Raw genomic sequence first — 21,275 nt, forward strand, 5'->3', positions numbered from 1 at the left:
CTACCGGGCTACGATCATTCGTCGGCGCCGTCGAACAGCGCGTCGGACTTTTTGATGAACTCGGCGCGGTGGTCGACTTGTCCCGCTGAGCTGGATTCCTTGGCATCCGAAATGAACCGGGCCAGCGGCTGATCCGCACCGTCCTTTTTGGCAGCCTCCAACAGCTCGACCACCGCGTCGAAACGGGCGTTGATGTAATCGTCGGACTTCTCATCGGCCTTGAAATCCGGCGCCTGTTTCTGGATCACGGCCACCTTCACGGCCTTGTCGTCCAGACCATCGGTTTTGATTTCCAGCTTGCCGGCGACCGCCTCCAGGGACTTGCGGTCGGCAATGATGGCCTGCACTCGCTCTCCGGCCGGATCGCTCAGGGCTTCCACATCGGCTTTGAGCTTTGTCTGTTCAGCTTCGAGCGTATCGATCTTGGCCTGGGCCGCTTCGTTTTTCTTGCCCATATCGACAAGCTTGGCTGCCTGGGCCTTGATCACGTCAACGGCTTCGTCCAGCTTGGCGGACAGCCGGGAAAGAACGCTCTGGGCTTCTTTGGGCACTTCGGCCTCGATGGCATCCATCGTGAAACCATCAAGCTTCAATGCTTTGCGGATGAACGTAAACATGGGGATTTCCTCCTTTTGATCGAGTTTGAGTTTTACTTTCTCACCCGCGCGCCCCTTGGCCACGATGGCCACATGGTTGTAGCGGATGTTCTTTTGAACGGCGTCGTAATGGCCCTCGGTCTTGTGCTCTCCTGCAATCGGTTCGACATCTGCATCGTACCCGCAGGACAGCTCCACGCCTTCGCCCCGGGCATGCATGTCTCGGGCATACTGGATAACGGCCTTGTCGGTAATTTTCACCCGGCATTTGACCACCTCGCCGTCGTGGGTGATATTCTCACCAGTCACCCCCACCTGCAGACCACGAATATTTTCCGTGGTGACCAACTTCTCTTTGGGATGCAGGAAGGTGATGGGCTGCATGGCCAGCGTGGCCAGGGATTCGTCGGCAAACACTGCCTCCGGCGGACGCAGTTCGCGGGTCAGCTTTCCATCGTCGTCGTGGTAGTCGAACACGCCACTGCGGGTGACGAACGCATCGCAGACCAAATAGCCCTCGGGCGTGATATCGAAAGCGCTCGTCTTGCGGTCCAGCCGGATGGTGATCAGGCGATGGGTTTTCATGCGGCCTCCTTGACCTTGGCCTGGTATTCGATAAATTCGTCCAGCACCGGCTCCGCCGAACACCGGCACTGAAAATCGTCGCCGGGATGGCCGGTCTCCGGCGGATCGTCCCAGCGGAACCTATTGCCGTCTTTGCGCAGGTGGGAGGCCCGGTCCGCGCCGTCCTTGGTCGACCGCCAGATATACTCCTCGACCCCGGCTTCGACCTGGCGCAGTTCAGTCAACTTGCCGTTGAGTTTACTCACCTGGTCGCGGGCGATGAAGCGGGCGCGTCTTTTTGTGGTGTCCAGCTTTTGCCGGATCGCTTTTTCGATGGTCCGCGTACTGTCGCCTGCCTCTACCCGGGCCATCACCAGGGTCTGGATATCCTTGGCCCCCTTTTCGGTGATATCCTTGATCATGCCGGTGTTCTGCAGCACGAAGGCTTCCAGCTTCGGTCGCAGCCATTTTTCCTGGCGCAGCACCGGTATGCCCAGCACCGCTTCGAACTGCCGGTCCACCTGGTTGCGGTTGAATTCGCTGGTGCGGTCGGCAAACTGTTTGGCCACTGCACCGGCCGCCGCGTCCGTCACCCGGGTGGCCACATTCAGGCGAATGCCGTCAAACACCTCGCCGATTAGGTCGCCGTAGCCGACGTCAAGGCGGAAGGCTTTGCCGTCGGCCCGCAAATCGCTGTCGCGGGCCGCAAGTATTCTCGGCAGGGCGGCAGGCAGGGCTTTGCTCACTTCGTCGAAAAATGGGGCTGTCACGCGCAAAATGGCCGCAAAATAGGCCCGCTCGATGGCCCTGGGGTGCAGCTGCGCGGGCGGGCGCCGTTTTCTCGGCATGCGTTTGCCCGCCGCCTGCATAACGGCCCGTCGGGCACGGATGGAAGCTTGCTTTTGGGATGGTGTCATTCGTCACCTCCCCGGTCGTCTTCTTCCTGCGAAACTTTCTCCACCCCGTCCTCATCCGCCTCGGTCGACACCGTGGTCTCCATGCTGTAGCCGTCGGCGCCGAAGCGGGATACGGCCACTTCCTCGGGAGTGAGCACCTGGTTCAGGATGTAGATCTGGTCGGTTTCGGCCACGGTCTTGCGCGTGTCGGCCTTTTCCTTGTCCGTGGGCTGCCACAGGGGCGCGAACTCGAACGACCACCCCCCCGCCGGGGCCTTTTTCTCGGCCCGCAGCAGCTCGATCAGGCACGTCACCGGACCCCGCAGATGCTTTTGCTGGTAAGCCTTGATCCGGTCGTAGTAATTGCGCGTGGTCTCGTCGGCTCCGGACAGGGTGCCCAACTGCTGGCCGAACAAGCGCGTCTTGGGAATGTCCGACGCGGCCGACACCAGGTCCATGTACTTGTCCAGCAGGTCCACCAGCCCGGTGATGGGCGTCTGCATCTTGTCGAACTCTTCATTCTCACCGATCAGGGAAACGCCCAGGGAGGACATGTTCGAAACGGCGTACTGGATGCGCGCCTGCAGCGTGGCCTCCTCGCCGTTGGCGATCATCTCGGCCAGGTTGGGGATCTTCAGCGTTTTGGTGATAAAATCCTGGAAGAGAACGGCCACGGCCTGAATGCTGATGCCGAACTGCTTGAGCTGCTCGTTGATGGCAATGATCACGGAATCGTGCCAGCCGTTGTTCTGGATGCGCAGCCGGTCCGGCAGCCAGGCCCCGTCGAAACGGATCACCCGGGATTCGTGGATCACCGCGCCCGAACTTATGGGCGCCGCGTTGGCGGCCTGGAGGCGATAGGTCTCGGGCAGCCCGAAATTGGGCGCCAGCGGGTCGTCGTACAGTTTGGCCTGGGACAGCTGCCAGCGGTCCAGCACGGTCAGCGAGCCAACCCGCTTGATGCTTTTTGCGTTGAGCGGTTCCTCGGGGTCCTGGCCGTCCGTTGCTCCGACGATGACCACCGCCCCGCCGTGCAGCCGGGAAAGACGCAGGGCCTCCTCGAAGATCTGCCAGGCCTTCAACTCCTCCATGCGTCGAAGGATGCGGGCGCCTTCCTCCGGATCTTCGATGGCAAGATTGATCCGCTGTCGGCAGGCATCCTCGGGCAGGGCGTTGACGATCCGGCGAGGCAACCAGAAAAAGCGGTATAGCTCGTCCAATTCTATCTGGCTCAGCACCAGTCCGCCCATGAAGCGGGTTCGCTGCAGTGGATCTTTTGAGCCGCCGAATCCGGAATAGGCGTTCACGTACACATCGTGCCGGGTATGGGTCGGCTTTCCGCTGCGGGCCTCGAAGGCGGCGATTTTGCGATCCAGGTCCGTCATGCCACCATCCTCCACATCATGTTCCCGAGCCCGCGTATGCCGCGCTTCTTGATCGCATCGGCCACGGTTCCCATGCTGCCGCGCTGTAGCAAGGATACAGCGCCCTCCAGTCCGTCCGGGCCGTCGTCGTTGACGTTTTTATTGAGCAGATAGATGAGCTGCTCCACCAGGCGGTCCTGGTCGCTGTGGCCCTTGCGGAAACGCAGCTTGCCGAACTCCACCAGGTAGGAAAGTGTGCCGATGATCCGGGCCTCCTTGTTGGTGCTGTGCACCTGCGGCCGCCACGGCAGATATCGCCCGGTCTCCTTGGCGTAATTCTGGATCGCCTCGTGGAGAAAATCGTGGAACATGTTCTCTTCGATCCCCACCGGACCGGAATATTCGTCGTGTTGGCGGTAGGCGGCGGCGAACATCTCTGACGGGCTCGCGTGGCGGATCCAGGCGTGCAGCACGTAAAAGATCATGGTTTTGCGGTCCAGGCCAACGGTGATGCAGGCCTTATAGTCGTTGTTCTCGCCGCTCTTGGCGCTGGGGTCGGTGAAGCTGGCCGTGCGCAACTCCAGGCCGGCGATCTCCTCGATTTCGTAATAGGTGAACCAGGTCTCCGGGAACGGAGAATTCTCGGCGCCGGTGAGGTTACGCATCTCGGCATTGAAGTCCACCGTGCCCATCTGCCGCTGCTTTTTCTCCAGGCGTTCGGCCGGCCACAATGCCGGCCACAGGGGCCGCTGGGTCGGCTTGCCGTAATCGATCCAGCAGTCGTAAACCTTGGAAACGTAAAGCTTCTTGCCGTCCTCGTCCTTGGCGGCGATCAACTGGGAAATAACGCTTTTGGGATGGAAAAGGTTGCCGACCATGTTGGCCGTGTAGCCGGTTCCCATGCTGCCGATCACGGCCCGGATCAGCCACCGCTTTCCCTTTTCCACCTGTTTGGGATTCTCGACGTTCTCGTCGTTTTCGAAATCGTCGATGATGGCCCGGTCCGGCCGGTGCTGGCGGTTTTTCAGGCCGCGCACCTTCTCGCTGCGCCCCCGGGCCAGCACCCGCACGCCGTTGGCCGTGGTGAAATCGTTTTTCTTCCAGACCTTGCCGATGAAATCGCCGAAGTCGTGACGCAGGCGCGGGTTGTCCTCCAGTTCCAGACGGATCGGCAGGGTAAAACCGCTGGCCTGGTCGTTGGTGTCCGACACGATCAGGATAAACCAGCGCAGCTGGTAAACGATGTCGTGGATCGGCAGGCCCAGGGTGAAAAACGTTGACTTGGCGTGCTCGCGGGGAGCGCCCAGAAGAACCAGGGCGTCCCGTATATCGGTCAGCTCTTCCCACTCCTCGTGGCATTCGGCGAATTCTGACGGAAAATAGTGGGGCAGATAGGTCTTGAAAAAGTACAGCAGGTCGTACTCGGCGCGCATCTTGCGCTCCGCCTGTTTTTCCGGCGTGTCGTTTTCGAACGGCGAGACGGACTCGGCGATCCAGGCTTTCAGGTCGTCGGCCCACCGGTCGAAACTCAGTTCGGTCAGTTTAGGACGCTTGCGCATGCTGCTCCTTGAACCGGTTGACAATCACGTCGAAATTTCTCGAAAAAACCTTCAGCCCCTGTGGATCGACGTCCTTGAGCGTTTCCGCGATGAATTCCATGTCTTCCAGAAAGATTTTCGGGCGGTCGACCTCCACGATTTCGACGGCATCCTTTTTCTCGCTGTCCATCTGCAGCTTGACCACCTTCAGGGCCGCATATGCCTTCTGGGGGTCCTTGGAATCCACCGCCTTTTTGAGCATGGCGTCTCGCAGTTTGACGAGCTGCTCCTTCAGGGTGCGCTTGTTTTTCAGGTGCTCGACCCGCTTTTGCCGCCAGTTGCTCTCCTTGGACCAGCGCTTTAGCTGGGTAACGGAAACCCCGGTGGCCTCGGAGACCTGTTCGTAGGTCTTGCGCGCCTCCACGTACAGGTCCTCGGCCTCGAACCGGATCTGGAGGTCAATTTCCTGTGCCATTGATTTCCCGAATCCGTTCCAGGGTCCGCTCCAGGGCCTTCAGGCTCATAACCAAAGCCAGCCGCTGCAGTCTGTATTTCAGCAGGTATTTAGCCATCCTTACGCCCTGAAAGATTGGTCGCCATAACGCCCAACTCCTTGACCAGGTCGACCAGCATGCCGGTCACCTGGTTCATGAGGATGCGGTAGCCCTGCCACAGCCGCCAGATGGCGTAAAACGCCACGACGTTGACGGTAAGGCTCAGCAGCAGGGCCGCATCCTTGCTGCCGGCGACATCCTTGATCCAATGCCAGTTCACGAACGGCTCATCTTGTGCTTGAGCGCGCTGGTCTCGGCCACGTCCCTGGCCGTTTCGCTTTGCCGCTTCAGGTCGGCGGAAACATCGAACATGTCCAGGGCGCGCTCGAATTCGTTGGCCGTCTCGTTGTCTACCCGGCCCGACGACAACAAACGGCTGGCCGTTTCCATGAACCGGCTGGCCAGGCGATCCCTGGGCGTCTCTTCCCGGTGGATTTTCTCGCCGCCGTCTTCCAGCGCAATCATGAGCTGATCCAGCCGGGTATTCAGGGCCTGGGCCAGGTCCTCGACGGACTGCTCGATACGCGACAGCTCTCCATAGTAGCGGCCGTTGGTGCCGAGATACTCCAACACCGCGCGTTTCAGATTTTGGATTTTCTGGATGCTTTGCCGCGTCATCTTTCCTCCTCGACGAAAAGTATGATTTATCCGCGAATGGCCTTGATAGCCCCTTCGATAAGTCCCGTTTGTGTGTCGCCTGATTTGGCCCGCTTCTCCTTGCCACGATCCCAGGTGGCCACGCCGAGTATGGAAAGCCACCCCACCCAGACCCATTGGGGCACATCCGGCACGGCCTTGCCCAGTGCGGGCAATGCGAAGTAAATCAGCAGCACGGCCAAGGGAAACGTGAAACCGTTGAACGGCCGCCAGGTATACTGGGGCCATTTTTCGCTTTTGCTTTCGGCCTGCATGGTCTGGTTGACCGACGCCAGTTTCTTGGCCTCGATCTCTTCCAGCCTGGCCTCGTGTTCCATTGCCTTGACCTGCAGTTCAACCATCAACGCCGGATCAGCGGCAATTTTTTCGGCCACGGCTTCGATGGCGACCTCCGGACCGTCACCGGTAACGGCGCGCATCAAGCCTTCCAGGATAGTTCCGGATCCGGGAAGAAACAGGTTGGCGGCCATTGGGGCCACTACTTTCACGCCATCGATGATCTTCTCGAGTACGTTGCTCACGACAACCTCCTATTCGGCCAGGCGGTTCAGCCATCCGGCCAGGAACCGCTGGTTGCCAAGTCCGTAGTAGTAATTCCCCGCCTCGATCCGCAGGGCCATGAGCAGGGCCTGCGGGTGTTTGAACGAGTTGACTGCACTAGCGGTTACCGGACCCAGAATAGAGTCGACACGCAAACCGGCGCCGAAGCGGTTGGCCGCCTTTTGAAGCAACAAAATAGTCCTTGCGACCCCGATGTTAACGCTCAAATCGAACGCCTTGGCCGCGATGCCGGAGTTTTCGATCTGATCGAATCCGGGTGTGTTCCAATAGTCGCGCCGGTAGATGTCGATGGCTTGCTTCCGGGTCAACTTCGAAATGGAAAGATGAGGATACGCTTTTTCCGAAATTCCATACTTGGTTTGGCCGCCCGGATCTTTCGAATCGTTGACGTAGCCGCCCTCATGAGCCAGAGTTTTTTCGATGGCGATCCCAAAATTCGAAGGCATTACACTTCTCCAAAAAAGCCGGAAACAAAACCTCGTTTATGATGGCAATCATAGAAGCGGAAAACAGGAAGGATCAATAGGTCGAGGGCACTACTGTCCCACTACGCGGGACAGTAGTTGGTTTTGGAGATGTTTTTGATCGAAAATCAGGTGAAATTGGGACGGTGGGATGGCTTTTTATAGCTTGGAAGGTTCTTTTTTCGTATTTTTTGCATGTCTTCAACGCTTAGGACCGGTTCCAAATCCCCTCCGGATCGCTCGGAGAAATCCTCCGCCGGAAGTACCGCGCCCGCACGCTCCCTGCGGTTGAAATTTCTCTCGTCCCCTTGATCTATTTCATCAGCCAACTGGTATGCGACCTTCCGAAGATAATTGTGCTTGGTCAAAGGCAGATCCCTGGGTGGGCGCTGGATAACCCGTTCCATTGCATCGGCCCACGCCATGATCTGGTTGGCCCGGGCCGGGCTCCGGTCCCACTGGATGCTCGCATCGGCCACCAGGTCTTTCAGCTCCTTCAGCAGCTTCAGGGCCTTTGTCCAACTCAATCCGCGCCCGGACGTCGGCCGGAAAAGCGCCAGGTAGGGAATCGCCCGGCGGCTCACTTCCGTGGGCAGTTCGGCAACGATGAGCATGCACTGACGGGCATTGGCGTCGTTCGACCATGCCTCGGCGCTGTGAACCGCGCCACATGAAGGGCAGGTCAACTTCACGGATTCATCTCCCAGGTGTCTATCGGGAGGTTGTACTGCTGGATCACGGTGTTGAGACGAATCCAGTATTTACGGTCCGACTTTTTTTCGAGGATGAGCACGACTCCGGCACGCCGTCCGGTCTGGATGGAGTAATACAGGGCCTGGCCGATGGATTCCGCCCATTTGTTTCCAAAGTCGAACTCGATGGCATGGGAGGCGGTCAGACAGTCGCAGCGGGTGCGGTCCGCCAGTATCACCTCCGTTTCGCCGCCTTGTGCGTCGCACCATCGCTGCTGGTACCAGCTTTCCGGTTGCTGTCTGGCGGCGATCACGGCGGAACAAAAAGAGGCATAAACGGCCAGGGCGACAACCATCATGGTCAGTCTGAATATCATTGTTTGCTCCCTTTCGAGAAAAATTTATCGCACGAGCGCTTGCCCGGCGGTGGCTTATCAGGATCGTCATCGGCCCATTTCTTCCAGACCGTGCAGTAGGCCCACAGTCCGACCGGTCGCCGCTTGAAGCTGTAACCACCGCAGTGCATGCAGATCTTTTTATCTATTTTGCACGGTATGTCCAAGTTATTAAGCGGGTGTAATTGCCTACGTAAGATCCAACCGCTCAAACGGTCCAAGATGCTCCCGAATTAATTTCATTTCGGGGGAATGGTTGAAGTAAATATCGAACACAGCATCACCGTGCCACATCTTCAAAACCTTGACGCATTGGATTGGGGCATCGCGGCATTTTCCCCCGCCTGGATTCTGTTTGCGGCCCAATCTGGTTCATTCTTAACCATTTCTGTGATCGAGCACGGGTTGCCGTTAAAATCGTGATAAACCTTTTCCAGATCCATATTCACCTCCGGGTAGTTACCGACTACAGTGATGATTGTTGAACAGATGCGCCTCAAGATCGACCTCGCTGTCGAATACTTCGGCGCATCCGTCACAAATCCATTTAGGCTCCCAACCTTCGCAACAATCGGTGCCGTAAGCGGGGGCGCATGGATCTGGATTCTGGTCGTGGAGGCATCGGTTTGATGGCCTATCCCAATACACACAACTATCGCAATTTCCTTCCATTTTAATCTCCAAAATTAGCAGCCGAAACAGCGCCCATCACCCAACTCGAAAACCTCAAATCCATAGTGCTCTCCGAGTGGGTTATTGTTGCCTGCTGTTACGGCATCGGTTTCAGTTTCAAACATCGCCAGATCCCCATCATCGTTCTCGACCATCGGAAGTACGCTTCCGTTTTGATGGTTGAGTATGACGAAAAACGGTTTTTCAATCATGGTTCTAAATCCTCCGATTTTAATGTTGGCCAAGGTAGCTACCGACCTTTGTTTGCCGCTGCTTCGAGCAGCGCCCTATCTCCTTCTGACGGATCTATGTCTTTATAAAGCCAATCTTTTAAAACGCTAAAATCGACACCGGATTTATCCGAAACCTGCCGTAGGCACCCCTGGAGATCGTAAAAACCGACAATCAATTTGAGACCGTCTTTGATCGGCCGGCCATGTGCAATCCCGCAGAACCAATTTCGTTTTTTGGTTTTTGCGTGTCGCACATGGCATAATCCGGTTGATGATTCATATCTATCGACAATATATATTCTCCCGTCCATAGCCTCAAAGTGTTGGCCTTTTTTGAACAATTTTATCTGCACCAATCCAGATTCCAGCCACTTCTTTTTTTCAACAGGATCGTTGCATCGTTTTGAGTACATATCCATGTTCTAAATCCCCCGAATAGCTAATCTTCGTTAGGTGTTAAATCGTCAACGGACAAAAAAGCATATCCGTAATAACCGCACTGGGACTGGTCTTTACAGCATACATTTACGTCAATCAGTTCATCGTCGTGCGCGGCAAAAGTCGCATCGACTGTCAATTCTCCACCACATTTTGGACATTTCATTTTTCTACCTCCATTAGGTTTTTAGTCATACGATTTACCGAAGTTGATTTTCATCAATAGCAGCCAATAATCGCTTAACCGCCCGGTCGGCAAGATCATCCGGTCTTTCGTAGAATTCGAACTCTTCATGAATAGGAGGCGGCGCCCAAACGATTTCCCCTTCCTGCGCAGATTCAGCGACCTCGACGATGATCTTCTTCAGGTCGTATTCCAGCATCGTTCGTTGGCTTTTGTCCATTGCTACCACCGTATTCCAATGGAATAATTACGCGCCACGACGCCGGCCTCGAAAACAATGGCCGTCACCTGGAACACCTCTCTCCATTCGGGATCGAGCATGCCCGCAATCAACCAGCTTGCCGCCAGCGTCGAGCCCATATAAATATCCACCGCCTGGTGTGACGGATGACTGCCCAGAACACCGTTGCGCTCGAGGAAATCGTCGTTCGATGCGATCTCGTGCGTCTGCATCCAGTCCGCACAGTGAACCGCCGTATAGGCTGCCTGCCGATAGGTGTCGGCCCGGGTCCAACCTTCGAACGGGTGGGACGCGCAGCCGGCCATGAAAAGCAGTTGAAAGACAACGATAAGTAATGGTATCCATCGTCTTGCCATGATAGCCGTCTCCTCAGATTGGTTGTTGTGGAGCCCTGGTCGGCGCTGCAACGCCGTCCAGGGCAATTTTGTTTAAGGCTTTTGGCTTTTGGAAATTAAAATATCCCGCGATCCACCAAGCTCCCGGCAATCCTGTCGGGAGATGGACGATCATTTTCCACAAGAATATCGAGCAGCCGACATTCCGGACACCCGTCCGGATTTGGATAAAATATCTCTCCGCACCGGGTGCAGCGAACCTTTATCTTGTCTGCCGGGATTCGACAGGGAGCGAGCGGGCCGATGATGTCCATGTGGTTCATTCCTCCGATCCTTCCAAAACGCAAACCACCCCGTCATCCAACCGTATGGTGATATGCCGCGATATGGTTTGCAATGTGCGATAGACGGCGCTGCGGCTCATGCCGAGTTCGTCCTGGATTTTTCTCACGGTGATGCGTGGGTGTTCCTGGAGCAAAAGCACCATTCGGACGGTATTTCTGATCGCACTGGCCATTAAATATCCGCTATTCCTGTTCGCTATGAATTTTTCAACTCGTACGAAAACAGGGCTTTCTTGACTCTCTCCGTTCCCAGCCGCGCCAATGCCGCGTCATTGAATTGTTCAACGCGGTCCCAATCGACGGTCTCCTTGGCGATCCGGATCGCCTGTTTCATCCCGGCTGCCTTGAGCTTTTCCAGCATGCCCTTGATCCGCTTCACGCGCGTTTCATCCTTGATCATGACCGAGCCGGCAGCCAGATCGGCACGCTCGCCGGCGCCAAGAATGTCGAACCGGTAGGCCTTAACCACTCTCTCGAGCCGGTTTTCGAGGCTGGACAGAACCTTCTTTTCCCGCTCGATATCGGCGCCGTACTTCTTTTTTACGGCTTCGATTTTTTTGGCGGCCCTTTTGGCAGCAGCGTCCCGCGCCGCAATCGCCCTGGAGATGTCCTCCAGGAGCGCGTTTGCGATGGCGGCTTTATCTTCTTTGCTTTTACTCATCTCGGGCCTCCAGTTCGAGCTGCATCTGCCCCAGGTATTCCGGCAGGCTGATTTTCCGGATCTTGGCGATGCGGGACAGGATCCCCAGGGCGCGCTTTTTGTGCTTTTCGCAGTACGCCCTGATCTCACTGTCACTGGCCGCCAGCCAGTATCCGCCGTTCGTGGAGGATACCTCGCTGCAGATGGCCATCCCGGTGGAGCGCAGTTCGGTAATGATTCTCCTCAGCGCCTTGGTTCCGTTGATCCTGTGGCTGTAGGTCTGTCCGAACACGTCCTCGTACAGCGCCCCCATGCCGATTTTTTTGTTCGGGCCGACATGCTCGATCATGATCCGGATCAATCGGTTCTTGGCATCTTCCAGTTCTGCACTGGTCATTCGTTTGACGCCCATGACACCATCCTCCTATGTTAGTCGTACAAAAAGCGGCAGCTCGCATCGTAGGCCGCCTCGAAACCGGCGCCCACCGGCCGGTACAGTTCGTCGCGAAGGTCGCGGGGAAGCCGGATATAGCACCGGTAACAGAATGCCCGGCCCCGCTTTTTCTGCCGCTCACATTGACATTGCTCGCTCTTTAGCGCGTCGATATAAAAGAGCTTTTCGTCCCTTTTTGTCCGGCTTTCTCTTTTTCGGTTCATTGATTTTGCCCTCTCCGGGAAACCCGTTGCGCTGCTCGTAGTTCTCGCGGCTCAGCACCGTCACGGCACGGTTTTCGAACTCGTCCACCTTGATCACCACATCTATGTCCGGGTGCCAGTAGATGGCAAAGATCCGGTACGGGCTCCCATTCTCATCGTAAAGGTTACGGCACGGATGCACCGGTACCGATTCTTTCAATATCCTTTTAATAAGGCGCCTGTTCGGCCAGTTCCCGACCCGTTCCAGCCAGTTTTCGCAAAAGTGCTCCGACAGCCGGATCAACATCGGGACGTCTTCTTTTTGGCTTGACACACCCGGGCCTGGTGGTAGCTCAAGGCCGCTACCAGGCTGTGCAGTTGCTTGGCGTTCAGCCACCGATAGGATGCGACCGGACGGCCATCCTTGTTTTTGAACATGCGCTGCGCCATCGCATCCACGTAAGATTCCATGAGCCCAAGCTCGTTGCGGATGGCCGTAATCTTGCCGATCAACCGATCCTTACTGCTGGCAGGCCTGTTGAATTTCCGATGGGGCACAAAACCTAACTTCTCGAAATGCTCCATCGCTTCAGTGAGCATAGCCTGGGTCAGATGCCTGGAAGAGGTAACGCCCAAACCTTCAAGCAATGCCGTTCTTTCAAGCTTCGTCATGCCGGTTTTACTGACAGCCGTGTTGAACAGTTTGACCTGCCCTTTACTGATAAAGCCCATTTTGATCCTCCGTTAACTGTTCGTCGGTTTCCTTCCTCCTCGCCGAATCGACGACATCGATACCCAGGCGTGGCTGTTCGATGATGTAAGCCAGGGGCCGGGTCGATGCCGATCCGCAGTGAGGACAGCGGCCGCTGACCGGATTCGGGAACACGGTCTCGCAGTCGAAGCACAATGAGGCATGCTCCAGCTGGATACCCGGCCGCATGGCCTCGACCGCTTCAAACGACGGTTCGGTCTGTTTCCGCAGACGAATCAGTTTTCTCATCAGGCACCTCCTGCCCGGTTTTGGTGTCTATGATTACCGGCTGAATCCCACGGTAGCCGGAAAGTTGCGATTTTTCCTCCAGCGCTGTTTTTTTTTGTTTGTACCGCTGGATGGAATAGGCGCGACTTCCCACTCCGACCCGCAGCAGATAACGCTGATAGGGGATATAGTTTTTTGGATCACGGAAGAGATCCACCGTTTCGATTACGACGGAAACTATCGGATTCATTGCTTCACTTCCCGGCGATCACCGCCATGTCGGCGATGGCCGCCTGTCCCTTGTTGATGGCAATCTGAGCGGCCGATAACGCCGCTTCGGCCTCTTTCTGCTTTTCCCGCAGCCGCCGCAGCTTCTCCGCGTTCTCCTCGTTTCTCACCAGGTTGGGGCCTGGATCTTTGATCATCCGATATCTCGAGGGCTTATTATTGGGCATATCGATCCGCCGCAGATTCCCGCGCCTCACCAGAAATCGAAGGTATTCCTTGGCCGTGATTTCCGAAACTTCGCAGTTGGCCACCAGGTCGCTGGCCATGATGTTTTCGGTCCGATTGGCCCGGATCAGCCTGAGCATGCAATTTGTCTTGTCCGCAGGACGCACGCCATTTTTTATGCCCTGGTATCTGTAGATCCCCGGCCGCACCCGCACGACTTCCTTGCGTTTCATGAAATCGCGAATGGTTCTGTAAACGGGGCGCTTCTCTTGATCCGACACCAGGTCGAGCCGCGCCGCGATCTCCTGAATCGAAACCTCATCGCGATCCTTCAGCTCGATCTGCATGATCTCCCGAACTCTCTGGGCAAACGATTTCGGCATGAAAATCCCCTTATTTCTTGGCCCAATGGATGGCCGACTTGATGGCGGCGCCGGCGATCTCCGGCGTGATGACATCGCTGTTTTTCGCGTTGGCGTACTGGATCGCGTACTGCACAGCCCGTTTGACCAAACGGAAGTTGCCGTCGGACGTATTCTTGGTGCCGGTTTTGTGCAGAATGGCGGCCACGTCCGCATTGATCTTGACTCCGGCGGCCTCCTTGGCGAAGATGATCACGTCGCTGTGTTTCATGGGGGAAAACATCACCGGATCGAATGTCAACGTCCATCCGCGTTCATTGGGCTGCATGAAAGGGATAAGCTTGCGCTCGCCAATCAGAATGAACGGACAAAGGCTCGCTTTCGTAAAATCGCGCATCAATTCGAGATGCCCGTTTTTAAGCCGGTCCACCTCGTCGATGAAAATTACCGCGTCCCGATTTTCAAAAAGGTAGTCCATGATATCGCGGTAACATCGCCCTTTTCGGTTCCCGACATTCTCGATACCAAGCTCCCGACACAGGTCCCGCAGGAATTCGAGTTCGCTGGAACGCCATATCCACGTGGAAGGAAGGTAAACCGTGTTGGGGTGATTGGCGTAATACCATTTAGCCGCCTCGCTCTTCCCTAGTCCGGCCCCACCGCAGATCATCCCGAAACAACCTTCACCGGTATCCATCTGGATATCTTCCATCATCATTAGAACGTTCCGGACATTCTGGGTTTGGATAAAAACCGAGTTGGACATCTTTAATCCTGACATTGGGACTCCTTTCATTTGTATTTATTTTCACCGACGCCCTCACATCGCATCCGCGATAACCGCTTCTTTCTTGCGAACCTCTTCCCAATAATCGTTCTTCTCAAGGCTGCGATACGCCGGTGTCTGCTCGAAATACCGCATAAACGCCATCCACTGCTTCGGGATCATCACCCCCCGGGCGTCAAGGCGCACCAGCTGCTCGTACCGGTCCGGTTCGTCCATTCGATCCAGGTCGGCGAAAACGTTCACCGGCTCTTTTTCCTGGGATTCGAAATACTCGGCCGCTTCCTGCTCGATGCGTTTCTCTTCTGCGGCGGTGAGCTGTTTGGGCGCGGTTTCCCGGTCGATCTTCAGGGGGCCGGTGGGCGTCACGCCTTCGCGCAGCAGCTGCTGACGGTGGGCCGGCAGCACCTCTTTCTCCAGCAGCATCTTCGATAGTCCGCTGGCCAGCTTGTACTGGTGATTCTTGATAGCGATCTGCTGCTCAAGCTGGGCCACATCCTCGGCGGTGCCCAATTGCTTGGCCGCCGGGTGGGTTTTCTCCTGTTCGTAGGCGATACAGATAAATTCTCCGTCTTCGTATACGGCGATATAGCTCGGGTCCTGGAGATCGTAGCGGATCTCCACCTTGTGGTGGCGTCCGTACAGATCGTTGTGGTAGTAAAAGCGGCCCATATGGGAGATGCGGCTGGCCCGGATTAGGGCGTCTTTCCGGGCCCACATCAGGGCGGTCAACGCCATCGGGTCGACGCCTTCACCGCGACCGGGCTCGAACAGGTCAACGGGTGCCCATCCCTTCAGGTATTTGCTGCGTTCCTGCGGCCGCCGGGCGTATTCGTCCATCCAGTTCGCCACCATGCAATGGGCCATTTCAATGGTCATGCATTTGCCATCCATGATTTTTTCGTAAACCTTGCGATGGAGTTTTTCTCCGCGCATCATTCGCGGCGGCTTGGTGGCAATGGAGGTCCCGCTATAGGTGTCCGAGTGCCGCTCCATCTCGGCCATCGTGCCGAAAAAGCGCTCGACCGTTTTAGACTGCCCGTGGTAGGCCCAGGCGAAAATGGTCTGGATTCCAAGATCGCTGTAAATACCGGACAACCCGGCCTGTTCGAGGTCGGTCTCCAGGGCAGTCCCTTTGAAATATTTGGCCTTGAATGCCTTTCCGTTGTCCAGGTAGACCACGCGCGGGATCTTGCCCAGCATCAGGATCGCCCGGCGCAGGGCCGTGGAGATGGCTGCGGTGTTTTCGGAAGGGGCGATCTCCCATCCACAGGGCATATTCGAACGCATGTCGAAAAACGTGATCAGCTGCATCCGGGTCGGCTTGCCGGTCCACGGATTGAGAATTTCGAAATTCAGCTTGTGCCCGTCTGCAACCAGGACATCGCCCACGTTAATCAGTTCCGGGTTGCGCTCGATGGAATAGCAGCAGTTGTCGTTCCAGTATTTTTTACCGTGCCGCTGGAAGCACCAGATGTCGTAATTGTGGGTCCTGAATTTCTCGATCCATCGCCGGTAGGTATTCGGGCTGTGCCCGTTGTCGATCCCCAGGCCGGCCATGCGCTTCTTGGCCTCCCGGATCACCTCGGCGATGAGGAGTTTATTGGGATGCAGCGCCACCTGGAGGATGATCGTGGCCTGCTGCGCGGTGATGAGGGTCTTTCCTTTATGGGCCTTGCCACGCTTATCCGCCAGGTTCCCGCCGGATCGCACGGCCCGTTTCCATCCTTCTATGGTTTTCCAGGATACCGGCCCGACGATCTCGTAAATTTGCTGAAAGATGAGACCGCCGTTGTACGCCAGCATGAAGTTTTCACGGGCCGTGGCCTTGTTGCCGTGTCCGGCGGCGGCCAGGGTGCGGTTGTACTGCAGCAGCAGGTCGGTCTTTGCGCTGAAGATTTCCTTTTGCTTCTCGGTCATGGCCGGCACCGGTGTTTTCTCCGGCGCAACGGCGGGAAGGCGGCTGCCGGATGTCTCCGGCAGGTTGCAGACGCGCTCCTTATTATATAAGAGGCGGATATCCTCTGGGAGATTGTCTACCCGGTAATGTTTTGCCGGTCCACCTCGCCCCGAAACGAGATCATATCGCCACTTCTCGTTCTGAGCCCGTTTATTGACAGCCCTGACGGTGACGCAAAGCAATCCGGATATCTCTTTTGCCGTGATCGCCTGCATATCAGCCCTCGATCAACCGTCTCAACCCGTCGAGCATATCCAGCATCTTCTTGCGGTCCACGCCCACAAACCGGTTCCGCTTGGCCTCGTAGATACTCTCCGTGATAGTTTTGAAGGCGTCCCGGAACGTTTCCGGCAGATCTTCCATCACGTTCTTGATCTTGCCGCGCAGGGTCTCGCCGCCGGTCTGGCCGCGCATGGCCTGTACCGCCCAGATCACATGCCGGGCCATGACGGTCTTTTCTTCCATGTCTCGGGCGCGATCAATCGCCAGCTTCCAGGCCCTGGGTTGTTCTTCCGGTTCGAGTTTGGTCAGCGGCCGCACCAGCGCCTCTTTTTCTGGGAAAAACGGAAACTCAATGTCCGCATTGCGGACATTCTCGACCACCTCGACGCCGGATGTCAGCTGGTAGGAAGTGGATCGGGCGATGTCGAAACGGTCCTTGACGTATTGTTCCCAGCTGTCGTGGGTGGTGCGATACAGTTCGCGCTCCTTGATTTCCTTGAGGGCCAGGCCGACCTGCATCCATGTGACCAGGTTGTCCTCGACGATTTTTTCGAGTCGGTCCCGGTCTGCCCATTCATCCCTGGTCAGCTGCATCACATCCATAGTTCCGTTTTTCATGCCCACCACCTTTTTATGCGTTACGATTGTTGATTAAATTTTCCGGACACCCCTTCTTCCGCAAATACGCCAGCACGCGCGCATCGTCGGCCTGGCCGTGAATCGTGCGCCAGGCCGCCTCCATCGATGCGCCGGTGATCATCGCCACATCGCCAATGGAAATGCTGTTCCTGTAAAGCCAGCTGGCCGCGCTATCCGGTTCTATCGGGGTCGGCATCTCTATCCCTCTATGGAAATGATGGAAGGAACAACGGCACCGGGAATGCCGACGAGATGTTTTGCGACGGCCAGGCAGCCCTCGCAGCCGCATTGGCATCCGAAAAGGATGTCGACATAGAGCCCGTCCGACTTCCCGCACAGGATCCCCGAAATCCCTTCGTACAGCTTTTTCTGGCAATCGCCGCACGGGACGCTCCAGGGAGAATCTTCAGGAAGATCGTCTCCACGGTCTTTTTCAGAAAATTCCAGCACGTTTACCGAATCGCAAATGGGACATTGGTTGATGATTCCGATCATGATCGCACCTCCTTGGTTGTGGTTTCAGACCAGAACGTCTGTCCCAGTCTGGCCTCGATGAAATTCCGGACTTTTTTTGGCGTACGCTTACCGTTGACCACCTGCGAAATATATTGCCGTGAGACGCCCAGCTCGTCGGCCCACTCGGACATCTTTTCACCCTTCGCCAGGGCGATGGAACGGATACGCCTGGCGGTCAGTTTCCGGCCGACCGTTTTTGAGTTGTCGTTTTCGTCTATATATAGAGTGTAGGTGATCTTTCTTCTGCGTGTCATTTACAGCTCCGATTCCAGTTTTCTTACCGTTCGGTTGTGCTCCCGGATTGCCATCTTGGCTTCGGCCCAGGAGAGTAGTTTTTGTTCATGATCTCCGATAACCCGATTTCCGATTGGCCTGGCCATGACATCGAGCACGGAACATTTCCCCACCGCTGCACAAAAAACCGGTACCGCCTTCAGGGGAATCTGCCGGGATGGCGCGTTTGGATTTAGCCATTTTTCGAAAGTCTCAGTGGTCAGCCGCTGGCTGTTTCCATTGGTGAGGCAGACTCCGTAGGCGTCGGCCAGGTCATTCATCTTGTCGACAACCTGGTCGCGGGACATCCCGCTGCTGAGAACGTCTTTATTCATGACCTCTTTGATTGATCGGGTCACATTCAGGGTGGGCTGATCGAAGAGTCCGCGTTGGATGGTGATGGGTTTATTCATCTTGTCCGCCGATTCGATCCGATTTGTCCGGTTTTTGCGATTACTCGGACATTGACATTCCGGGTTCATCTAAATTAGAGTGAAACCGGTGCTAACTTGTGAAGCACTAAAAATGGTTATAGGGCAATTTTTTTGGCCAGTCAAGTAATTTATTGGTTCCAACTTTATTTTTGACGTAATTTTTTAAACTGTTCTATAAGTTGTTGAGACAATAGAAAATATATGTCTGTTCCCACTTCGAAAAACGGTTCCAGCTTAAGTTCCAGCTTTCAAAATGAAAGTGGGAACCGAGAATCGTTTCATTTTAGACTTAAAAGAAAGCGAAAAGAGTTAGATATTAGCCAGCAAAAATTGGCTGATATGATAGGTGTTACTAAAAATACAATTCAAAGTTGGGAAAGATCTACATTTCCAAAAGGCGACCACTTAATTACGCTTTCGACAATATTTTCTTGTTCTACGGATTGGCTGCTTAAAGGTGAGAATGATACCAATGGAAGCCAAGTGGCATATATAGACTATGCCACGCAGCTTGTGTATGAAGTAGAAAAGGAGGTGAAAACTAAATTGAACGACAGCCAGCGCAAGGCGGTGGTTGAAATTTTGCGCAAAGAGATCGACAGGCGCAACCAGGAATCCAAGGATCAGATCGCCAAGCTATTAACATCGTTCATAGTTCGTGACTGAAAAGGAGAGTGGTGATGGAAGATCTCAGGGGCAAGCTAAGAGAGGCAATTGTCAGGAACGCGGATAAAGCGGAACCAACTATTGAAAAGGGTCATGTTGCCGTCGGCAATGGTAATATTCAGGCTGGTGGAGATGTTAATATTTCCAATAATGAACGAAAAGTAGAACGGGTTAACCGCCTTCCGGAATGTGATGACATCGATGCCCGGCAAAAGAAATTTATACAGGACAAAATCTATCAGCTGGCCGACCGCGATGTTAAAAAGGGCGCGGATACAGGTAAGGCCCGGTCTTCCTGGTGGTCACGTCTTAGAAACAAATTCTATGTAAATTCATACACCTGCCTGAAACAATCCCAGTTCGACGACGTAATGAAATGGCTCGACCAGCAGGTTGGAATGACCAGGTCGAAGCTTCGCAGAACCGACAAATCCACCTGGCGCAAGGAACTTTATACGGCCCTTAATGCAAAAAAAAGCCAGCTTAAAAAAACAAAAGAATGGCTTTACGATCAGGCCTATGAAATCACCGGAAAACGTGTTACATCCCTTAAAGACTTGAACGATACCAACCTCAAAAAACTGCATCAAATTCTTTTCAGCCGTTACAAAGGTGTGGGCTCACGCAAAAAAATCCGCTAATATTGTTGATTTTAAAGGAGGCCCATTTTATGCAATTTTATTCAATAGAAAATAAAAACGATATTGGTATATCAATTAAAACAATTTCAATCGTCTCAGTGTTTATTTTATTATTTTTAGGGTGTGAAACTATCGTCGAAACAGAGGTTAGCCTGCAAGATCTTTTAAATTCAAAAACAAAAATAATCAGTGGAGACCTTTATGTTGAAGTGGCTGCTTGCGCCAGCCACGAAGATTCTCGCAAACCTTCTAATGCTGCTGTTCAGGCCCAACAAACAATTCCGATAATTTTCGAAGGTGCTGAATATATAGAATGTTTTTCAAAAAGTTTTGATTCTTTCGCGCATTTTAAAATTCCTATAGTTATCGACAAAGATATTGATGGAAAATTTGCATCCAATAAAAACGTAAATATCATTTCTAATAAAAATAACTTATTATGGATTGGGATACCACCAGGAATTAAGAAAAAGATGGAGAATTTCAAAGAAGAAAGTTTTGGCGCGACTTCATTCGATCTCAAAGTTAACGTTATGATAAATAATGATACGGGAAAAGATCATCCTTTTAAAGTGGTATCCGCCTATATAGATGGTCATCCATACGTTTATGGTGATTTGACGTCGCACAAAAACAGTAAATTTCTTGTTACATTATCCGACGTATCGGTAGACCAAGCTTTGAAAGATGGAAGGGCTTTAGTTTTGTTGCATTGATAGATAATGGCAATTTTTCTGTTATCAACGGAGGCTGAAAATGGCGAACTGCCAGTCCTGCAACTCCGAAATATCCCCCGGGAGCCGCTGGTGCTCCATCTGCCACACCAACCTTAAAGATCCTTTAATCGGCCGACTCGCTTCCCCAGGAAGACGCCTTGGCGCCTATTTTTTAGATGTGATAATATTTGGGTGTTTAATTGGGTTTTCGATAGTACCGGTCGCCGGAATAATTGCCCATGAAGAATTATCCGACAACCAGGTCATTGCTGTGCTTATCTGTGGAATGTTGTTTTTTGCTGCGGTTCTTTGGACACTCATATTGTTTAGAAACGGGCTGACCCCTGGTAAGAAATTCCTTGGCATTAAGGTTATCAAAGAGGATTGCGGCCGCGCTGGCTTTATTACCATGCTGATACGGGAGGTGATCGGTAAATCAATATCGAGCCTAATTTTTTCTTTGGGATTTTTATGGATACTTTTTGACCGTGATAATCAAGGCTGGCACGACAAATTAATGAACACCTATGTAATACAACCGGACAATCAAAAACAGCTCGTCAAAGCTCAAGATAGTATTTAACAGATCACGACGCTTCCACGCTATCCATTTTTCTGAGATAGCG

The 21,275-nt window shown here is 54.4% G+C and carries 35 protein-coding genes; 4 read left to right on the forward strand and 31 right to left on the reverse strand.

Annotated features, from left to right (window positions below):
* Window positions 1-14 precede the first annotated feature (14 nt).
* The 31 genes from GN111_RS09005 to GN111_RS09155 all read right to left on the reverse strand — a co-directional run bounded on the left by GN111_RS09005 (window position 15) and on the right by GN111_RS09155 (window position 18,605).
* Window positions 15-1,181 (reverse strand): DUF2213 domain-containing protein, encoded by a 1,167-nt coding sequence (locus tag GN111_RS09005; RefSeq protein WP_155303446.1) that lies wholly within the window; start codon window positions 1,179-1,181, stop codon window positions 15-17.
* A complete protein-coding gene (locus tag GN111_RS09010; protein ID WP_155303447.1) occupies window positions 1,178-2,077 on the reverse strand; it encodes a phage minor head protein in 900 nt (299 codons plus the stop codon). The genes GN111_RS09005 and GN111_RS09010 overlap by 4 nt, the downstream gene beginning before the upstream one ends.
* Window positions 2,074-3,441, reverse strand: a complete 1,368-nt coding sequence (locus tag GN111_RS09015; protein ID WP_155303448.1) for a DUF1073 domain-containing protein — start codon at window positions 3,439-3,441, stop codon at window positions 2,074-2,076. Before GN111_RS09015 ends, GN111_RS09010 begins: the two co-directional genes overlap by 4 nt.
* Window positions 3,438-4,979, reverse strand: a complete 1,542-nt coding sequence (locus GN111_RS09020) for a hypothetical protein (protein ID WP_155303449.1) — start codon at window positions 4,977-4,979, stop codon at window positions 3,438-3,440. The genes GN111_RS09015 and GN111_RS09020 overlap by 4 nt, the downstream gene beginning before the upstream one ends.
* Complete coding sequence (locus GN111_RS09025) at window positions 4,963-5,433, reverse strand: hypothetical protein (protein WP_155303450.1); 471 nt, start codon at window positions 5,431-5,433, stop codon at window positions 4,963-4,965. Before GN111_RS09025 ends, GN111_RS09020 begins: the two co-directional genes overlap by 17 nt.
* Window positions 5,434-5,522: 89 nt before the next feature.
* Entirely contained in the window at window positions 5,523-5,732 is a 210-nt protein-coding gene (locus GN111_RS09030; protein ID WP_155303451.1) for a hypothetical protein, read from the reverse strand.
* Window positions 5,729-6,130 carry a hypothetical protein gene (locus GN111_RS09035; RefSeq protein WP_155303452.1) on the reverse strand — a complete coding sequence of 134 codons (402 nt, stop codon included), beginning with the start codon at window positions 6,128-6,130 and terminating at the stop codon, window positions 5,729-5,731. Before GN111_RS09035 ends, GN111_RS09030 begins: the two co-directional genes overlap by 4 nt.
* A 26-nt stretch (window positions 6,131-6,156) precedes the next feature.
* Entirely contained in the window at window positions 6,157-6,690 is a 534-nt protein-coding gene (locus GN111_RS09040; protein ID WP_155303453.1) for a 3TM-type holin, read from the reverse strand.
* 9 nt (window positions 6,691-6,699) lie between these two features.
* Window positions 6,700-7,176, reverse strand: coding sequence for a glycoside hydrolase family 108 protein (locus GN111_RS09045; RefSeq protein WP_155303454.1), 477 nt, complete (start codon window positions 7,174-7,176; stop codon window positions 6,700-6,702).
* A 146-nt stretch (window positions 7,177-7,322) separates the two neighbouring features.
* On the reverse strand, window positions 7,323-7,886 hold the full coding sequence (locus GN111_RS09050) for an HI_1489 N-terminal domain-containing protein (RefSeq protein ID WP_155303455.1): 564 nt from the start codon (window positions 7,884-7,886) through the stop codon (window positions 7,323-7,325).
* Window positions 7,883-8,263 carry a hypothetical protein gene (locus GN111_RS09055; RefSeq protein WP_155303456.1) on the reverse strand — a complete coding sequence of 127 codons (381 nt, stop codon included), beginning with the start codon at window positions 8,261-8,263 and terminating at the stop codon, window positions 7,883-7,885. Before GN111_RS09055 ends, GN111_RS09050 begins: the two co-directional genes overlap by 4 nt.
* Window positions 8,264-8,577: 314 nt before the next feature.
* Window positions 8,578-8,724: a hypothetical protein gene (locus GN111_RS09060; protein ID WP_155303457.1), complete on the reverse strand. Its 147-nt coding sequence runs from the start codon at window positions 8,722-8,724 to the stop codon at window positions 8,578-8,580.
* Window positions 8,725-8,967: 243 nt separating this feature from the next.
* Window positions 8,968-9,165, reverse strand: coding sequence for a hypothetical protein (locus tag GN111_RS09065; RefSeq protein ID WP_155303458.1), 198 nt, complete (start codon window positions 9,163-9,165; stop codon window positions 8,968-8,970).
* Between the two features lie 38 nt (window positions 9,166-9,203).
* Complete coding sequence (locus tag GN111_RS09070) at window positions 9,204-9,605, reverse strand: hypothetical protein (RefSeq protein ID WP_155303459.1); 402 nt, start codon at window positions 9,603-9,605, stop codon at window positions 9,204-9,206.
* A gap of 219 nt (window positions 9,606-9,824) precedes the next feature.
* Window positions 9,825-10,028, reverse strand: coding sequence for a hypothetical protein (locus GN111_RS09075; protein ID WP_155303460.1), 204 nt, complete (start codon window positions 10,026-10,028; stop codon window positions 9,825-9,827).
* Window positions 10,029-10,030: 2 nt separating this feature from the next.
* Complete coding sequence (locus GN111_RS09080) at window positions 10,031-10,405, reverse strand: hypothetical protein (protein ID WP_155303461.1); 375 nt, start codon at window positions 10,403-10,405, stop codon at window positions 10,031-10,033.
* A gap of 298 nt (window positions 10,406-10,703) precedes the next feature.
* Window positions 10,704-10,901: an HTH domain-containing protein gene (locus GN111_RS09085; protein WP_155303462.1), complete on the reverse strand. Its 198-nt coding sequence runs from the start codon at window positions 10,899-10,901 to the stop codon at window positions 10,704-10,706.
* A 23-nt stretch (window positions 10,902-10,924) separates the two neighbouring features.
* Complete coding sequence (locus GN111_RS09090; RefSeq protein WP_155303463.1) at window positions 10,925-11,389, reverse strand: host-nuclease inhibitor Gam family protein; 465 nt, start codon at window positions 11,387-11,389, stop codon at window positions 10,925-10,927.
* A complete protein-coding gene (locus GN111_RS09095) occupies window positions 11,382-11,780 on the reverse strand; it encodes a hypothetical protein (RefSeq protein ID WP_155303464.1) in 399 nt (132 codons plus the stop codon). Before GN111_RS09095 ends, GN111_RS09090 begins: the two co-directional genes overlap by 8 nt.
* 17 nt (window positions 11,781-11,797) lie before the next feature.
* Window positions 11,798-12,025, reverse strand: a complete 228-nt coding sequence (locus GN111_RS09100) for a hypothetical protein (RefSeq protein WP_155303465.1) — start codon at window positions 12,023-12,025, stop codon at window positions 11,798-11,800.
* A 279-nt stretch (window positions 12,026-12,304) separates the two neighbouring features.
* Window positions 12,305-12,736 carry a phage protein GemA/Gp16 family protein gene (locus GN111_RS09105; RefSeq protein WP_155303466.1) on the reverse strand — a complete coding sequence of 144 codons (432 nt, stop codon included), beginning with the start codon at window positions 12,734-12,736 and terminating at the stop codon, window positions 12,305-12,307.
* The gene (locus GN111_RS09110; RefSeq protein ID WP_155303467.1) at window positions 12,720-13,004 is read right to left on the reverse strand and encodes a hypothetical protein; all 285 of its coding nucleotides are present in this window, start codon (window positions 13,002-13,004) and stop codon (window positions 12,720-12,722) included. The genes GN111_RS09105 and GN111_RS09110 overlap by 17 nt, the downstream gene beginning before the upstream one ends.
* Complete coding sequence (locus tag GN111_RS09115; protein ID WP_155303468.1) at window positions 12,958-13,233, reverse strand: hypothetical protein; 276 nt, start codon at window positions 13,231-13,233, stop codon at window positions 12,958-12,960. The genes GN111_RS09110 and GN111_RS09115 overlap by 47 nt, the downstream gene beginning before the upstream one ends.
* A 4-nt stretch (window positions 13,234-13,237) precedes the next feature.
* Window positions 13,238-13,819: a hypothetical protein gene (locus GN111_RS09120; protein ID WP_155303469.1), complete on the reverse strand. Its 582-nt coding sequence runs from the start codon at window positions 13,817-13,819 to the stop codon at window positions 13,238-13,240.
* A 10-nt stretch (window positions 13,820-13,829) separates the two neighbouring features.
* A complete protein-coding gene (locus tag GN111_RS09125) occupies window positions 13,830-14,579 on the reverse strand; it encodes an AAA family ATPase (RefSeq protein ID WP_170302196.1) in 750 nt (249 codons plus the stop codon).
* 39 nt (window positions 14,580-14,618) lie between these two features.
* On the reverse strand, window positions 14,619-16,757 hold the full coding sequence (locus GN111_RS09130; protein WP_155303471.1) for a Mu transposase C-terminal domain-containing protein: 2,139 nt from the start codon (window positions 16,755-16,757) through the stop codon (window positions 14,619-14,621).
* Between the two features lies 1 nt (window position 16,758).
* Window positions 16,759-17,382, reverse strand: a complete 624-nt coding sequence (locus GN111_RS09135; protein WP_155303472.1) for a hypothetical protein — start codon at window positions 17,380-17,382, stop codon at window positions 16,759-16,761.
* A gap of 13 nt (window positions 17,383-17,395) precedes the next feature.
* Complete coding sequence (locus GN111_RS09140) at window positions 17,396-17,599, reverse strand: hypothetical protein (protein ID WP_155303473.1); 204 nt, start codon at window positions 17,597-17,599, stop codon at window positions 17,396-17,398.
* Between the two features lie 2 nt (window positions 17,600-17,601).
* On the reverse strand, window positions 17,602-17,898 hold the full coding sequence (locus GN111_RS09145) for a hypothetical protein (RefSeq protein ID WP_155303474.1): 297 nt from the start codon (window positions 17,896-17,898) through the stop codon (window positions 17,602-17,604).
* On the reverse strand, window positions 17,895-18,173 hold the full coding sequence (locus tag GN111_RS33645) for a helix-turn-helix domain-containing protein (protein WP_197740517.1): 279 nt from the start codon (window positions 18,171-18,173) through the stop codon (window positions 17,895-17,897). Before GN111_RS33645 ends, GN111_RS09145 begins: the two co-directional genes overlap by 4 nt.
* Entirely contained in the window at window positions 18,174-18,605 is a 432-nt protein-coding gene (locus GN111_RS09155; RefSeq protein ID WP_155303475.1) for a hypothetical protein, read from the reverse strand. It abuts the gene before it with no gap.
* Window positions 18,606-18,827: 222 nt separating this feature from the next.
* On the opposite strand from GN111_RS09155, the gene GN111_RS09160 reads away from it, so the two are divergent.
* The 4 genes from GN111_RS09160 to GN111_RS09175 are packed head-to-tail and all read left to right on the forward strand — an operon-like array spanning window position 18,828 to window position 21,232.
* Window positions 18,828-19,292, forward strand: a complete 465-nt coding sequence (locus GN111_RS09160; protein WP_155303476.1) for a helix-turn-helix domain-containing protein — start codon at window positions 18,828-18,830, stop codon at window positions 19,290-19,292.
* 14 nt (window positions 19,293-19,306) lie between these two features.
* On the forward strand, window positions 19,307-19,933 hold the full coding sequence (locus tag GN111_RS09165; protein ID WP_155303477.1) for a hypothetical protein: 627 nt from the start codon (window positions 19,307-19,309) through the stop codon (window positions 19,931-19,933).
* Window positions 19,934-19,962: 29 nt separating this feature from the next.
* Window positions 19,963-20,649, forward strand: coding sequence for a DUF7424 family protein (locus GN111_RS09170; RefSeq protein ID WP_197740518.1), 687 nt, complete (start codon window positions 19,963-19,965; stop codon window positions 20,647-20,649).
* 40 nt (window positions 20,650-20,689) lie between these two features.
* On the forward strand, window positions 20,690-21,232 hold the full coding sequence (locus tag GN111_RS09175; RefSeq protein ID WP_155303478.1) for an RDD family protein: 543 nt from the start codon (window positions 20,690-20,692) through the stop codon (window positions 21,230-21,232).
* Window positions 21,233-21,275 lie beyond the last annotated feature (43 nt).

It is taken from the genome of Desulfosarcina widdelii, assembly GCF_009688965.1.
Lineage (GTDB): Bacteria > Desulfobacterota > Desulfobacteria > Desulfobacterales > Desulfosarcinaceae > Desulfosarcina > Desulfosarcina widdelii.

Bases quoted from the DNA above. Each gene is read 5' to 3' on its own strand.
- GN111_RS09020 (WP_155303449.1), bottom strand. From the start codon at position 4,979: ATGCGCAAGCGTCCTAAACTGACCGAACTGAGTTTCGACCGGTGGGCC.
- GN111_RS09120 (WP_155303469.1), bottom strand. From the start codon at position 13,819: ATGCCGAAATCGTTTGCCCAGAGAGTTCGGGAGATCATGCAGATCGAG.
- GN111_RS09175 (WP_155303478.1), top strand. From the start codon at position 20,690: ATGGCGAACTGCCAGTCCTGCAACTCCGAAATATCCCCCGGGAGCCGC.
- GN111_RS33645 (WP_197740517.1), bottom strand. From the start codon at position 18,173: ATGACACGCAGAAGAAAGATCACCTACACTCTATATATAGACGAAAAC.
- GN111_RS09115 (WP_155303468.1), bottom strand. From the start codon at position 13,233: ATGAATCCGATAGTTTCCGTCGTAATCGAAACGGTGGATCTCTTCCGT.
- GN111_RS09130 (WP_155303471.1), bottom strand. From the start codon at position 16,757: ATGCAGGCGATCACGGCAAAAGAGATATCCGGATTGCTTTGCGTCACC.
- GN111_RS09105 (WP_155303466.1), bottom strand. From the start codon at position 12,736: ATGGGCTTTATCAGTAAAGGGCAGGTCAAACTGTTCAACACGGCTGTC.
- GN111_RS09095 (WP_155303464.1), bottom strand. From the start codon at position 11,780: ATGGGCGTCAAACGAATGACCAGTGCAGAACTGGAAGATGCCAAGAAC.
- GN111_RS09100 (WP_155303465.1), bottom strand. From the start codon at position 12,025: ATGAACCGAAAAAGAGAAAGCCGGACAAAAAGGGACGAAAAGCTCTTT.
- GN111_RS09060 (WP_155303457.1), bottom strand. From the start codon at position 8,724: ATGGATCTGGAAAAGGTTTATCACGATTTTAACGGCAACCCGTGCTCG.
- GN111_RS09055 (WP_155303456.1), bottom strand. From the start codon at position 8,263: ATGATATTCAGACTGACCATGATGGTTGTCGCCCTGGCCGTTTATGCC.
- GN111_RS09070 (WP_155303459.1), bottom strand. From the start codon at position 9,605: ATGGATATGTACTCAAAACGATGCAACGATCCTGTTGAAAAAAAGAAG.
- GN111_RS09045 (WP_155303454.1), bottom strand. From the start codon at position 7,176: ATGCCTTCGAATTTTGGGATCGCCATCGAAAAAACTCTGGCTCATGAG.
- GN111_RS09165 (WP_155303477.1), top strand. From the start codon at position 19,307: ATGGAAGATCTCAGGGGCAAGCTAAGAGAGGCAATTGTCAGGAACGCG.
- GN111_RS09035 (WP_155303452.1), bottom strand. From the start codon at position 6,130: ATGACGCGGCAAAGCATCCAGAAAATCCAAAATCTGAAACGCGCGGTG.
- GN111_RS09010 (WP_155303447.1), bottom strand. From the start codon at position 2,077: ATGACACCATCCCAAAAGCAAGCTTCCATCCGTGCCCGACGGGCCGTT.
- GN111_RS09110 (WP_155303467.1), bottom strand. From the start codon at position 13,004: ATGAGAAAACTGATTCGTCTGCGGAAACAGACCGAACCGTCGTTTGAA.
- GN111_RS09145 (WP_155303474.1), bottom strand. From the start codon at position 17,898: ATGATCGGAATCATCAACCAATGTCCCATTTGCGATTCGGTAAACGTG.
- GN111_RS09015 (WP_155303448.1), bottom strand. From the start codon at position 3,441: ATGACGGACCTGGATCGCAAAATCGCCGCCTTCGAGGCCCGCAGCGGA.
- GN111_RS09135 (WP_155303472.1), bottom strand. From the start codon at position 17,382: ATGAAAAACGGAACTATGGATGTGATGCAGCTGACCAGGGATGAATGG.
- GN111_RS09025 (WP_155303450.1), bottom strand. From the start codon at position 5,433: ATGGCACAGGAAATTGACCTCCAGATCCGGTTCGAGGCCGAGGACCTG.
- GN111_RS09170 (WP_197740518.1), top strand. From the start codon at position 19,963: ATGCAATTTTATTCAATAGAAAATAAAAACGATATTGGTATATCAATT.
- GN111_RS09155 (WP_155303475.1), bottom strand. From the start codon at position 18,605: ATGAATAAACCCATCACCATCCAACGCGGACTCTTCGATCAGCCCACC.
- GN111_RS09085 (WP_155303462.1), bottom strand. From the start codon at position 10,901: ATGGCCAGTGCGATCAGAAATACCGTCCGAATGGTGCTTTTGCTCCAG.
- GN111_RS09160 (WP_155303476.1), top strand. From the start codon at position 18,828: ATGTCTGTTCCCACTTCGAAAAACGGTTCCAGCTTAAGTTCCAGCTTT.
- GN111_RS09080 (WP_155303461.1), bottom strand. From the start codon at position 10,405: ATGGCAAGACGATGGATACCATTACTTATCGTTGTCTTTCAACTGCTT.
- GN111_RS09075 (WP_155303460.1), bottom strand. From the start codon at position 10,028: ATGGACAAAAGCCAACGAACGATGCTGGAATACGACCTGAAGAAGATC.
- GN111_RS09125 (WP_170302196.1), bottom strand. From the start codon at position 14,579: ATGTCAGGATTAAAGATGTCCAACTCGGTTTTTATCCAAACCCAGAAT.
- GN111_RS09005 (WP_155303446.1), bottom strand. From the start codon at position 1,181: ATGAAAACCCATCGCCTGATCACCATCCGGCTGGACCGCAAGACGAGC.
- GN111_RS09090 (WP_155303463.1), bottom strand. From the start codon at position 11,389: ATGAGTAAAAGCAAAGAAGATAAAGCCGCCATCGCAAACGCGCTCCTG.
- GN111_RS09065 (WP_155303458.1), bottom strand. From the start codon at position 9,165: ATGATTGAAAAACCGTTTTTCGTCATACTCAACCATCAAAACGGAAGC.
- GN111_RS09140 (WP_155303473.1), bottom strand. From the start codon at position 17,599: ATGCCGACCCCGATAGAACCGGATAGCGCGGCCAGCTGGCTTTACAGG.